Genomic DNA, 13,408 nt, shown 5'->3' with positions numbered 1-13,408 from the left:
TAAACTCTGTTACATAATACTCATTCCACCACTATTTCACTATCAAATAGTAAATTAGGATGCTCTACTATTTTTTTCCTTTGTATGAAGAAAAAAAAGGACCAACCAGCTAAAAACAAGTTTAAAAAACACGCAAGCAGCCTACTCGTAGCGCAGCGATTCGATGGGATCGAGCCGGGATGCTTTAAGTGCTGGGATGAGCCCAGATAACACCCCCACAACCAAACACACGACAAAGCCTACGATAACCCATAACCAGGGCACTATAAACGCTGATTCCATCACCATCGACATCAGGTTGCCAACCAATACCCCAACCACAATGCCGATTACCCCTCCCAGCTGACCGATAATAATGGATTCAAAAAGAAATTGATTTCGAATGGCCTTACTATTGGCCCCAATTGCCTTGCGGATTCCAATTTCGCGGGTTCTTTCAGCAACGGCAACAAGCATAATATTCATGAGGCCAATGGCCGCTCCAATCAAAGTAATCAACCCAATGATAAACGCCACCAATGTAACACTACCCGTACTTTCAATGAGGAGCCTCGACAGGTTGTCGCTTCTATTAACATTAAAATTCGCTTCATCATGAACCGTTAAACGCCTGATTATCCGAAACAAGCCTGTCGCTTCCGAGATAGCCACATCAACCTGTCCGCTGTCATTGGCTTTAACTACCATTTTGTACGACATATTGGGCCGGCTAAACACCTGGCGCACATTGGTTACCGGCAATAACAGAATATTATCACTCTGTGAGCCAAAGCCTGCCCCTTTTTCTTCGAGGACCCCAATCACTTTGTATTTGGCACCGCCTGATATAATCACCTTATCAACAGGGTTTGGATGATATGGAAAGACTTTTTTTGCTAAATCGCTACCCAATATGGCCACGTGCCGGTTGTCACTTATTTCTTGCTTGGTAAAATTTCGTCCATACTGAATGGTATGCCCTTCCACCGCCAGAAAATTCTCATCAGCCCCAATCACAGCCACGTTTGGATTGGACTTATCCGATTCGTGTTTAACCGTTGCCGAACCTGTGGCTTCATGCGATACAGAAACAATGGCAGGAAAATCAAATTCATCCTTAAACTGCATGGCCTCTTTAAAAGATATAAAACCGTAGCGTTTATTACGCAATTCACCCTTACCTATCTGAACATTCATCCCCCGGTTTTCAATGGTGAATGAATTAGCTCCCATCCCCGTAAATTTATTGCTGATGGTTTTTTCAATCGATGAAATAGCTGTTAATATCCCAATTAAAGCGGTGAGGCCAATACCTATAATGAGGATGGTAAGTATCGTCCGTAGCAGGTTTGTGCGGATTGAGCCAAGGGCAATGCGCAGATTTTCATAGATAAGCGTCCACTTCATAATGGTTAGATTATTGCTGGTTTTAACGAGGCATCAAGTTAATAAAAGAATCCTAATACCCCTTATTTGAACAACCAATTTGGTTCTGAACTGTTTTAACAGTGATAATAAATTAGCAGTTTTTAGTAAGTTTGTTATTCATTCTAAAACTAAAGGAAATAGCAAACTTATTTATACTAAACCGATAGTAAAATGGCTTTTGATATTCAAATGATTAAAAAGGTGTATGCCGAGCTGCCCGATAAAGTGGCAAAAACACGTCAGCTGCTCGACAAACCACTCACCTTAACCGAAAAGATTTTGTATGCTCACCTGGCCGATTCGCTGCCTGAAAAGGCCTTCGGACGTGGTGCTTCTTATGTCAATTTCAATCCTGACCGCGTAGCTATGCAGGATGCAACAGCCCAAATGGCCTTATTGCAGTTTATGCAGGCCGGCAAACCTAAGGTGGCTGTTCCTTCAACGGTGCATGCCGATCACCTGATACAAGCAAAGGTGGGAGCCGACAAGGATTTGGCTGTGGCTGAGATAAGCAATAAAGAGGTGTACGACTTTCTGAGTTCAGTATCTAACAAATATGGTATCGGCTTTTGGAAACCAGGCGCGGGTATTATTCACCAGGTAGTACTGGAAAACTATGCGTTCCCGGGCGGTATGATGATAGGTACCGACTCGCATACGGTAAATGCCGGTGGATTAGGGATGATTGCCATTGGGGTTGGCGGTGCCGATGCCGTTGATGTAATGGCTGGCATGCCTTGGGAGCTAAAGTTTCCTAAACTGATTGGCGTTAAACTAACTGGTAAATTGAATGGCTGGACTGCTCCTAAAGATATTATCCTGAAAGTAGCCGGACTGTTGACAGTGAAAGGTGGTACAGGCTGCATCGTTGAGTATTTTGGCGAAGGAGCCGAATCACTGAGCTGCACCGGTAAAGGTACCATTTGTAATATGGGAGCCGAAATCGGCGCTACCACTTCAACCTTTGGCTACGATGCGTCCATGGCCCGTTACCTGGAAGCAACAGGCCGTGCCGATGTGGCCGCTGCGGCCAATGAAGTTAAAGAACATTTAACTGCCGACGCCGAGGTGTATGCCCATCCTGAACTATACTTCGACCAGGTAATTGAGATTGACCTCAACACTTTGGAACCGCACCTGAACGGACCATTTACTCCGGATAAAGCCACACCTATTTCTCAAATGCGAGAAGAAGCGGAGAAAAATGGCTGGCCGCTTAAAGTGGAAGTAGGTCTGATAGGTTCGTGTACCAACTCCTCTTATGAAGACATTTCGCGTGCAGCTTCTATTGCCAAGCAAGCAGCTGACAAACAACTAAAAGCAGCCGGCGAGTTCAAAATCACCCCGGGCTCTGAGCAGGTGCGTTACACCATTGAGCGCGACGGTCTCATTGATATTTTCAACCAGATGGGTGGTGAAGTCTACGCCAATGCATGCGGACCATGTATTGGAATGTGGGCGCGCACAGGTGCCGAAAAACAAGAAAAAAATACCATTGTACACTCATTTAACCGCAACTTTGCCAAGCGTGCCGATGGTAATCCAAACACATATGCGTTTGTAGGATCACCCGAACTGGTAACAGCCTTGGCAATTGCTGGTGATTTGGGTTTCAACCCCATAACAGACACCCTGAAAAACGCAAACGGTGAAGAGGTGAAACTGGACGAACCTACTGGTCATGAATTGCCTCCTAAAGGGTTTGATGTGGAAGATGCCGGTTATCAGGCCCCTGCAGCCGATGGCTCTGGCGTAGAAGTGGTTGTTAACCCGGAAAGTGAACGCCTGCAACTACTAACGCCTTTTGCTCCCTGGGATGGCAAAAATATTACTGGTGCCAAACTTCTAATCAAAGCAAAAGGGAAGTGTACGACTGACCACATCTCAATGGCTGGCCCATGGTTAAAATTCCGTGGCCACCTGGATAACATTTCCAACAACATGCTGATTGGTGCGGTTAACTTCTTTAATGAGGAAACCAATAAGGTGAAAAGCCAGCTGACGGGCGAATATGGGGAGGTACCTGCTACACAAAGAGCTTATAAAGCACAGGGCATCCCAACCATTGTGGTCGGTGATCATAACTATGGCGAAGGTTCATCGCGTGAGCATGCAGCCATGGAACCACGTCACATGGGTGTTCGTGCTGTTCTGGTTAAAAGTTTTGCCCGCATTCACGAAACAAACCTGAAGAAACAAGGGATGCTTGGCTTAACATTTGCCAATGAAGCCGATTATGACAAAATCCAAGAAGATGATACCTTTAACTTCCTGGATTTGGATGCCTTTGCACCTGGAAAACCATTGCAGCTAGAGGTAGTTCATGCCGATGGTTCAAAAGATGTGATTGTAACCAACCACTCTTACAACGAGCAGCAGATTGCCTGGTTTAAAGCAGGTTCGGCACTAAACCTGATTAAAAGACAAACAAACTAGCAATAAATTCGCTAAAGAATTAAAGGCTGTCTGAATAAGACGGCCTTTATTTTTTTCGATTAATCAGATATACGCCCAACAGCACCACCGCCATGAATAAGATGTGCAAAAGGGTAATCACTTCTCCATCCAACAATCCCCAGCCGATAGCAAAAACAGGAATAATGTACGTTACAGAAGAAGCAAATACTGCAGACGTGTAGCGTATCAGCGTATTCATCATCAACATGGCTAAGGCAGTTCCCAGTATTCCCAGCAATGCAATCGCTCCCAAATGAAGGGACCAGTCCACCTTCTGCTGCACACTGATAAAATCTGTGGTGAAAAAATAGGCAACCGCCCAAGGGCCAATAAATAAAAACGATAAAGAAGTAATCTGAACACCATTCAAATGAGTCAAGTAGGTTTTGACCACATTGATATTAAAAGCATAGCAAACAGTTGCCAGCACAATAAAAAAGGCGTAACTATTGATGTTACTTAGCGCTACATCATTACCTGAAGCAATCAGCCCGAGTGCGCCCAACATTCCCAATGTAATACCAATTACCTGATAAAGCCTGGCCTTTACACGAAATACCAGAAACCCCACCACCATGGTAAAAACGGGAGTAAGGGAATTAAGCATACCTGCCAGGGCACTGTCGATGCGTGTTTGTGCCTTTGTAAATAAAAAGGCCGGAATAAAACTGCCAACGAAACCGGCAATCAACAGAGGGAATACATCTTTTTTACGCAGTTTTCGGATATGCTTCAATGCATAGGGTAACAAAAATAAGGAGGCAAATCCTATTCTTAACGAAGCCGTTTGCATGCTATCAAAACTTTTCAGTCCAATCTTCATTAAAATGAATGAACTCCCCCAAATAAAGGCAAGCAGCAACAGGATGCTAAACTGAAACCATTTCTTTTCCCAAGGCATAAATATTTTTTGTACGAAACTAACTTATTTTTAACACCTAAGAGCCTGCAACTCGCATAAACCTCATTAAAAACTTTACATTCTTTCTATCTTTAATCAAAATTCAATCAACACATAACATGAAAACTTTTATAAAAAGCAGCCTTTTTCTGGCCGTCTGTCTTCTAGCCGGCTCAGTCTTACAGGCCCAAAATGTACTCACTCCGGGCGAACTCCTACAGTTAAAATCAAGCCGGAGCGTTCAACTGCATCCCGATGGCAAGCAGTTGATTTACACCATTTACACACCCCGAACAGCTAATGAAGCTCCTGGTGGCGCCCACAGCACATACATGGTGGCCAACTTAGATACCCGCGAAAGCAAAGCGCTGTTTGCACAGGAAGAAAAAGCCTATGCGCCACTTTGGAGTCCCAATGGCCAACACCTGGCTTTTAAAAAACTTACAAACGGCAGCTATCAGATTTTTGTGCAACCCGTTGCCGGAGGTGCTGCCAAACAGGTGAGTCATGCACCAGCCGGTGTCAGTACTTTTGCGTGGCACCCCAACGGCCGAGGGTTTGCCTACACCTCTGCAAGCCCCACCTCTGAGAAAGAAAAGGAACTAAAGAAACGCGGTTACGATTTCATCTACTACGAAGAAAACATCAAGAATGATAACCTTCACCTCATCGAACTGGATGATAATTTTGACCCCATTAAGGAGGTACAATTAACAGAAGGTGTTAACGTGTGGGATTTCAACTTTGATCATCAAGGTGAACAATTGGCTTACAGTGCCACGGCTTTAAAACTTATTGATCAAAGGTACATGTTTCGTAAAATCCATATTTACGACCTGAAAACAATGGCTCTAAAACAGGTATTGAATAATGTTGGCAAGCTGGGCAACTACAGTTTCAGTCCCGATGGCAAGCACCTGACCTACACAGGAGCTTTAAACCTGAACGACCATGCCGTTAGCCAAATTTATAAAGTTGTGCTGGAAGATGGTTCGATTACAAACCTCACGCCCAACAACTACAAAGGACACATTAGCTGGGCCAACTGGAAAAACAGTAAAGAAATAGTGTACCTGGCACACGAAGGTGTTTACCCCAAATTGTACACCATCGCGTTGAAGAATCAAAAGCGTCAGCTGCTGTTAGATAGTAAAGAATCAGGCATCATGTTTAGCACGCCTCTCTTCTCTAACAACTTTAAATCATTTGCGTTTACAGGCAGTACTCCCACGGATATGTCCAACATCTACACCTGGGATGGCAAAGGTGCATTGAACGCATTAACCAATATCAACCCCGAACTAGCTACTACCCAGTTTGGGCAGCAAGAAATCATTAATTTTGAAGCCAGAGACGGTCTGCATATTGAAGGACTGCTAATGAAACCAGTTGGCTACAAAGCTGGTGAAAAATACCCCTTAATCGTCTATGTACACGGAGGTCCTGAGTCGCACCACTCCAACGGCTGGCTCACGGGCTACTCAACACCGGGACAAGTGATGGCCGGAAAAGGCTACCTGGTCGCCTACTTTAACTACCGCGCCAGCACCGGTTATGGGGTCGATTTTGCCATGCAAGGCTTCGAAGATCCTGCTGGTAAAGAATTTGATGACTTGGCAGATGGTATCGATTATCTGGTAGAAAACTATGGAGCCGACCGCAACCGTGTAGGTATGGCAGGTGGATCGTACGGCGGTTATGCCTCGGCCTGGTTTGCCACCTACTATACTGATTACATCAAGGCGGCCGCAGTATTTGTGGGCATCACCAATGTGATCAGTAAAAAAGGTACTACCGACATTGCCTATGAAGAATTGCATGTCCACAGTGGTGAGCCTCTTGAAGAGCAATGGGAAATGAACCTGAAACAAAGCCCCATTTACCATGCCCACAAAAGTAAAACGGCCACTCTGATCTATGGAGGAGCAGCCGATCCACGTATTCATCCTTCACAAAGCCTGGAGCTGTACCGCCGCATGAAGATGAATAACCACCCTGCAGTACGGTTGGTGCAATATCCCGGCGAAGGCCATGGCAACCGTAAGCAGGTAGGACGCATAGATGTATTGTATCGCCAGATAGCCTGGATGGACTGGTACGTTAAAAACCTGCAGCCATTGAACGGCCCGATGCCACCTCTGGACATCAGCGACCAGTATGGCTTAGACTGGAACTACTAAATATGAATGATACAGAGGATGAGTGCATAAAAACAATTCATCCTCTGTTTATAATTTACAACAGAAAACGACCAATAATTATAATATACAAACAGATGAAAACAGCTCTGATAGCAGGTGCCACAGGTTTAGTTGGCCAATCGCTTTTGCAACAACTTTTGCAAAGCGACCAATACGGCAAAGTCATCGCATTAGTTAGACGCCCATCGCTCGATAAGCACGCTAAGCTTGAAGAAATCGTTATTGACTTTAACTTTCTTGGCGATTACCACACCAAAATAAAGGTTGATGATGTTTTCTGTTGCCTGGGCACCACCATTAAAACAGCTGGCAGTAAAGAAGCATTTATCAAAGTGGATAGAACCTACTTGGTTGAACTGGCCAAATGGGCAAACACCCATCAATGCAAGCTTTTCTCTGTTATCAGTTCTGTGGGCGCCACCCCGGACTCCTCCAATTTTTACCTGCGCACTAAAGGACAGATGGAAGCAGATATTTCGGCACTCACACTTCCATCCATTCATATTTTCAGACCTTCATTACTTTTAGGCCAGCGAAGGGAGTTTCGCTTCGGCGAAAAAATATCGGAGCAACTAATGCGATTGTTTAACCCTCTAATGCTTGGAAGCCTTCGCAAATACCGGGCTATTGAGGCAAGCAGGGTTGCAAAAGCCATGTACCAAAAAGCGCAAGATGTGTCGCTGGGTACAGTTGCCTACGAGGGCGCCGATATCGCATAAAAGCGATTTACTTCGATACGCCCATCTTCAGCTTCTTGCCTTTTATCTTTTCGTGTTTCAGGAGCTGTAAGACTTTTTTTACCTTGGTTCGACGAATGGCTACGAAAGCACTGTGGTCCAACACATCGATCAAGCCCAAGTCATCCTTTTGAAGCTTTCCTTTTTTAAGGAATAAGCCGACAATATCCACCTTGTTAATTTTATCCTTTTTGCCACTTCCAATATAAACCGTTTGCCAATCAGGTGCTTCTGGCAATATGGCTTCTGGCATCACCTCTTCAAAACTTATTGTATCAGGAATAAACTCAGGCAGCTCTTCGCCTTCTGATAGTAACACATAAGCCGTTCCATCGGCATGCATCCGGGCCGTTCGCCCATTACGGTGAATAAACGCCTCTTCTTTGGACGGCAAATGGTAGTGAATGACATATTCAATCTCAGGAATATCCAAGCCTCGCGACGCCAAATCGGTAGTAATAAGCAGGTGGTGACTGCCATTGCGAAATTTAATCAGAGCCCGCTCCCGATCCTCCTGTTTCATCCCTCCATGAAACACATCGTGCGCCACACCCTGATCATTTAGATGATTACTAATTCGATCAGCCGCCTCACGGTGGTTCACAAAAGCCAGCATAGGCGCATTTCCGAGTTGACCAATGAGGCGTACAAACAATGCCAGTTTATCTTTCTCATCGGCCCGGGCCGCTTTGAGCTGCAGGCCATCAGGCTGCTTTTTTTCATACGTATAGTCCAATTCAACCGGGTTGCGGAGTTGAGTAAATGGGGGAATTTCGTCCATCGGCGTCGCAGACGTCAGCACCCGCTGCTTCACCGCTCTGAGTTGCGCCACAATTTCCTTCATCTCTTTCTGAAAGCCCAACTCCAGCGCCTTATCAAATTCATCGAGCACTAAAAAGCGAATATCGGATGGATTAAATGAGTCGCGGCGCAGATGATCGGCAATTCGTCCGGGTGTTCCAATCAGCACCGCCGGTGGATGCTTCAGGTTATTAATTTCGGTGCGAATAGCGTGGCCTCCATAGCAACAATTGACTTTAAACCCGGTTTGCATCTGCCTGAATACTTGCTCCACCTGTAAGGCCAACTCACGAGCTGGTGTTAGAATGAGCGCCTGAACATTGTTCGAGTTACGGTCCAGCTGCTCCAACAGCGGCAACAGAAAGGCCAGTGTTTTACCAGACCCTGTGGGTGAAAGTAATACAGTATCTTGCCTTTGACTGATGGCATTTATGGCTGCTTCCTGCATGGGGTTTAACGCCTGAATATTGAGGCGGTGCAGAACCGCCTTACTTGCCTTTTGTAATTGTTGCATGCTGCAAAGATAGTTGAATAGTTAGAAGACCTGTCGATCCCAAACAATCAACAGGGCACTAATTCACACATTCACCAATAAAACGGCATCATTTCCTCGGCTGATACGTATTTCTCCCACACCAAACGCGCACTCGCATACATTGCTGCCTTTCTGCAGCAGCAATGTTACTTCCATTCTACAACATGGCCACGTTCTTTATCCAGCATTTCTTCTGGCACACTGGCTTTCACCGAATCGGCCAGTCGCTCCAGCAGCAGACGCTTATAAAAAGCCCTGGAGTACACCATGCTCACCTCACGCATCGGCACTGGCGATTCAAACTCTTTAACCTGCTTATGCAAGTCAAAAGCCAGCTCTTCGGCGGCCAAACCAGGAAGCAAGGTATAGCCGCCTTCGGCATCTACCATTTTTCGAATGGTATCCAGCGAACCGCTCTCAAAATGCAGCGGCAGATCTGAACTCAAATTTTCTTGCAGCTCACAAAGATTCAACACCTGCGAACGAAAACAATGTCCTTCATCAAGCAGCCATAAGCCCGATGGCGTGAGCATATCTACCGTTAGGACATCTACTTTGTGTAAAGAGTGATTAGGGTGTGCATAAATCAGTACATCCTCATAAAACAATGGCTGCTCAATAATATCATTTTCCTCCAATGGTGTTACCAAAATAGCAGCATCCAGCACATCCTGCTTTAGCGCTTTAACCAATTCCTCGGTAATCATCTCCTTAAAAGAAATATTAACCAGCGGATTATGCTTTTTAAAATGCCCCACAAACAATGGTAACAAATAAGGAGCGAGCGACGGTATGATTCCAATGGTGAGGCTGCCTTCTATCCGCCCGGATTCTTCGCGTACAATTTCTTCAAGACGGTTGTATTCATTGATCACCACTCTGGCCTGATCAACCAGTTTCTGACCTACAGGAGTAGTTAAAATAGGCTGCTTCGTACGATCAAAAATCACAATGTCCAATTGCTCTTCAGCCTTCTTGATTTGCATACTTAAGGTGGGCTGCGTTACAAAGCATTTCTCAGCGGCAATAGTAAACTGTTTATAGTTATCAACAGCAACCAGGTATTCGAGTTGCTGCAAGTTTAGTCCAAGCATTTGTGTTTCAATTAGTATAAATAATATCGATGCAAGATATAAAATATATCTATTTGATTGATACATATAGGGTGCGTATATTTGTAATAACATTTAAAACAAATAAAACCAAACACTTTATGAAGACGATTAATGAACTATTAGGACTAAAAAAACAGGAAAGCCAACAACTCGTTAATGAGCTCAATAAGCTCCTTGCCAATTATCAGTTATATTATCAAAACCTGCGCGGTTTCCACTGGAACGTTAAGGGGGAAAAGTTTTTTGAGCTTCACCTCAAATTTGAAGAATTATACAACGATGCAGTTGTTAAAGTGGACGAAATTGCCGAACGGGTGTTAACATTGGGTGGCACACCAATGCACACCTTTAGCGATTACCTGGAGCAGGCAGAAATAAAACCGGCAAAGAATGTGACTCAGGGTCACGAGTGTATGGAACTTACCCTGGAAAACATGGCAACTCTTATTAAACTTGAAAAAGCAATACTGCCATTAGCTCAGGAGGCAGATGACGAAGGTACAATCACCCTGTTAACCGATTACCTCAGTCAGCAGGAAAAAACACTTTGGATGTTACACTCCTGGTTGAGTAAGTAACAAATAATTGTTTGACCGCAGAAAGCGCCCCCATCACCCGGGCGCTTTTTTTTGTGAATAACTGAGCAAAGGTATTTGCCTGCAAAACCCTTCCCGCTGTAAGCTCCCTATCGGCCGAAAACTGAGTCTTCCACATTGGGTTATTCTTCCTTTCTGGAAGAACATTGCACGTATTCAAAAAACTAAACATCAGCTCAAAATATTGCCTACTGCTTGCATCTTCAATCCTGTTCCTACTGAATTGAACAGGGTATTCTACCATTTTAGGCAAACTTTATGCTTAATATGCAGTAATTATCCTATTTTTATTAGCCAATAAAAATAAATGCAATATAAATGAAAACAGTTCATATAAAATGCCTCAATAACAACAAGGTAAACTGCTACAAAGCAGGCTCTACCCTTGAGGAAATTGCAAAAGACATGGGCATTAAACTTAAAACCCCCATATTGGGTGCCTATGTCAATAATAAACTGCGTGAGTTATCCTACGAAATATACCATCCGAAAACCATTGAGTTTATTGATATTACCCGGCCAGATGGGATGCGCATGTATATCCGCAGCTTATCCTTAGTCCTGTATAAAGCAGCAAATGAGCTTTATCCCAACGCATGCCTGCGCATTGAACACTCCGTTTCGAAGGGTACCTACTGCTTCCTGGAAGGAGAAGAACTTGACATTGAGGATGTATTGGCCATTCAAAGCAGGATGCAAGAGATAATTCATTCAGACACCCCTTTTATCCGCCACGAAGAAGAATCAGAGGAAGTCATCAAGCGTTTTGAACAGCAAAACCAGCCGGACAAAACAGCCCTTATTCGTCATCGCGGACAGATGTATACCTCCTATCATCAACTGGAAAAACACATTGGGTTATATTATGGTTACCTCGTTCCATCCACCGGCTACCTGAAGGTGTTTGACCTGATTAAATACTATAACGGTATGTTGCTGCAGATTCCTAAACGCACTCAGCCCAATGAACTGGAGGACATTGTTGTACAAAATAAAATGTTTGACATTTTTCAGGAGTTCAGCCAATGGAACAAGGTACTCAACGTTAGAAACCTGGCTGATATTAACGAATCATGCAGCAACGGAAAAGCAGAAACACTGATTAAAATATCGGAAGCACTGCACGAAAAAAAGATTGGTCATATTGCTGATATGATTGAAACCCGAAAGAAATCGGTTAAACTGGTACTCATCAGCGGGCCTTCATCAAGCGGAAAAACCACCTTTGGTAAGCGACTGGCTATCCAGCTAATGGTAGCCGGCATGAAACCTCTCAACCTCTCGCTCGACAATTACTTTGTTAACCGGGAAAATACACCACTGGATGAGCACGGCCAGTATGACTTTGAGGCCCTGGAGGCCCTGGACATAGAACTATTTAACCAACAACTGCTCGACCTGCTGGCTGGCAAAGAGGTAGAAATTCCAAAATTTAACTTCGAAAGCGGACAGCGTTACTACGATGGCGAAAAACTTTGCATGAGTCCGGATAATATTTTGATTATAGAAGGGATTCACGGTCTTAACCCACAGCTAACACACCTTATTCCCGAGCAGTCTAAATTTAAAGTTTACGTGTCTGCCCTCACCTCGGTTAATATCGATGATCAAAACCTGATTCACACCACCGATAACCGCCTAATCAGGCGCATTGTGCGCGATTATAAATACCGCAACTACTCGGCGCAGGATACCATATCCCGCTGGGCCAGCGTGCGACGCGGAGAAGATGAACACATCTTTCCGTATCAGGAGGAGGCTGACGTTATGTTTAACACTGCCCTGCTTTATGAGCTTTCGGTGCTAAAACAGCAGGCCGAGCCAATTTTACTGGAAGTACAGCCCAATCAACCTGAATTTGTTGAAGCGAGGCGTCTGTTGAAGTTCTTCAGCTACTTTAAACCTATACAGGCCAATGGAATACCTCCAACATCAATCATCAGAGAGTTTTTAGGCGGCAGTAGCTTCGAGTATTGATGTACTGCATTAATGACAAAGTAAATGATAATTTAAAGACAACCATGTACTTGCGCATGGTTGTTGTTTTTTTGTGCAGAACTGAAAAATACGGATACCCCTGACTAAACTATTGAGTTTTGAGTCGTCTGAATAAGTAATGCGCGACAACTACAGAGCACGATTCAGAAAGTAAGCCCTTAAAGAACACTTCAGCATGTCATAAACAAAACACGCTTAACTATTCTGGCAAGATAGGATAGTAAGGAACCTTTTCCAGAGACTCCTCCCATTCTGCCTTGTGAGCAGCAAAAATATGGCCATCCGGCCGTTTCGTCAGTGCTGTATCCAAACTTCCTGCCGGCACCACCAATACCTTTCCATCCATTTGCAAGTTGGGCAGTGCGGCGCCACAATTTTTACAAAACGCTTTTACATGTCTGCTCCTTGGCGGCTGGTACCTGCGCACTTCATGCTCCCCCTTTAACCACTGCAGCTGGCCGGCATTTGAAAACAGATTGGCACCATGAGCCGAACCTGTGCCTTTTTGGCAATAGCGACAATGACACAAATAAAATCCGTCAAAACTGCCTGTTACCCGATATTTAACCTTTCGGCATAAACACGAACCTAAATGTTCCATTTTTAATTTCTATTTATTCAATTATCAAAGACTTTTCAGAGAGCTAAGTAGTATTAAAC

General features: G+C 44.4%; 10 protein-coding genes. 5 read left to right on the top strand and 5 right to left on the bottom strand.

The window, feature by feature from the left end; translation table 11 throughout:
• Positions 1-141: 141 nt before the first annotated feature.
• A complete protein-coding gene (locus ACSX1H_RS04015; protein WP_439182381.1) occupies positions 142-1,386 on the bottom strand; it encodes an ABC transporter permease in 1,245 nt (414 codons plus the stop codon).
• A 192-nt stretch (positions 1,387-1,578) separates the two neighbouring features.
• Here ACSX1H_RS04015 and ACSX1H_RS04010 point away from each other — a divergent pair, with 192 nt between their 5' ends.
• A complete protein-coding gene (locus tag ACSX1H_RS04010) occupies positions 1,579-3,843 on the top strand; it encodes an aconitate hydratase (protein WP_439182379.1) in 2,265 nt (754 codons plus the stop codon).
• 46 nt (positions 3,844-3,889) lie between these two features.
• On the opposite strand, the gene ACSX1H_RS04005 is transcribed toward ACSX1H_RS04010, so the two are convergent.
• Positions 3,890-4,765, bottom strand: coding sequence for a DMT family transporter (locus ACSX1H_RS04005; protein WP_439182377.1), 876 nt, complete (start codon positions 4,763-4,765; stop codon positions 3,890-3,892).
• A 119-nt stretch (positions 4,766-4,884) separates the two neighbouring features.
• Here ACSX1H_RS04005 and ACSX1H_RS04000 point away from each other — a divergent pair, with 119 nt between their 5' ends.
• Together ACSX1H_RS04000 and ACSX1H_RS03995 are read left to right on the top strand one after the other, a co-directional pair.
• Entirely contained in the window at positions 4,885-6,945 is a 2,061-nt protein-coding gene (locus ACSX1H_RS04000; protein WP_439182376.1) for a S9 family peptidase, read from the top strand.
• Positions 6,946-6,947: 2 nt separating this feature from the next.
• Complete coding sequence (locus tag ACSX1H_RS03995; RefSeq protein ID WP_439182375.1) at positions 6,948-7,685, top strand: NAD-dependent epimerase/dehydratase family protein; 738 nt, start codon at positions 6,948-6,950, stop codon at positions 7,683-7,685.
• Between the two features lie 7 nt (positions 7,686-7,692).
• On the opposite strand, the gene ACSX1H_RS03990 is transcribed toward ACSX1H_RS03995, so the two are convergent.
• Entirely contained in the window at positions 7,693-9,018 is a 1,326-nt protein-coding gene (locus ACSX1H_RS03990) for a DEAD/DEAH box helicase (protein ID WP_439182373.1), read from the bottom strand.
• Positions 9,019-9,185: 167 nt separating this feature from the next.
• A complete protein-coding gene (locus ACSX1H_RS03985; RefSeq protein ID WP_439182371.1) occupies positions 9,186-10,133 on the bottom strand; it encodes a hydrogen peroxide-inducible genes activator in 948 nt (315 codons plus the stop codon).
• Between the two features lie 119 nt (positions 10,134-10,252).
• On the opposite strand from ACSX1H_RS03985, the gene ACSX1H_RS03980 reads away from it, so the two are divergent.
• Both ACSX1H_RS03980 and ACSX1H_RS03975 read left to right on the top strand, forming a co-directional pair.
• Positions 10,253-10,732 carry a Dps family protein gene (locus tag ACSX1H_RS03980; RefSeq protein ID WP_439182369.1) on the top strand — a complete coding sequence of 160 codons (480 nt, stop codon included), beginning with the start codon at positions 10,253-10,255 and terminating at the stop codon, positions 10,730-10,732.
• Positions 10,733-11,068: 336 nt separating this feature from the next.
• Positions 11,069-12,727 (top strand): uridine kinase family protein, encoded by a 1,659-nt coding sequence (locus ACSX1H_RS03975; protein WP_439182368.1) that lies wholly within the window; start codon positions 11,069-11,071, stop codon positions 12,725-12,727.
• Between the two features lie 220 nt (positions 12,728-12,947).
• Here the strand turns inward: ACSX1H_RS03975 and ACSX1H_RS03970 are convergent, their stop codons facing one another.
• Positions 12,948-13,349: a GFA family protein gene (locus ACSX1H_RS03970; protein ID WP_439182367.1), complete on the bottom strand. Its 402-nt coding sequence runs from the start codon at positions 13,347-13,349 to the stop codon at positions 12,948-12,950.
• Positions 13,350-13,408: the final 59 nt, after the last annotated feature.

The organism is Carboxylicivirga taeanensis, from assembly GCF_051851475.1.
Taxonomy (GTDB): domain Bacteria; phylum Bacteroidota; class Bacteroidia; order Bacteroidales; family Marinilabiliaceae; genus Carboxylicivirga; species Carboxylicivirga taeanensis.
The sequence above is the reverse complement of the archived record's forward strand: the minus strand, read 5'-3'. Positions and strand labels throughout refer to the sequence as shown.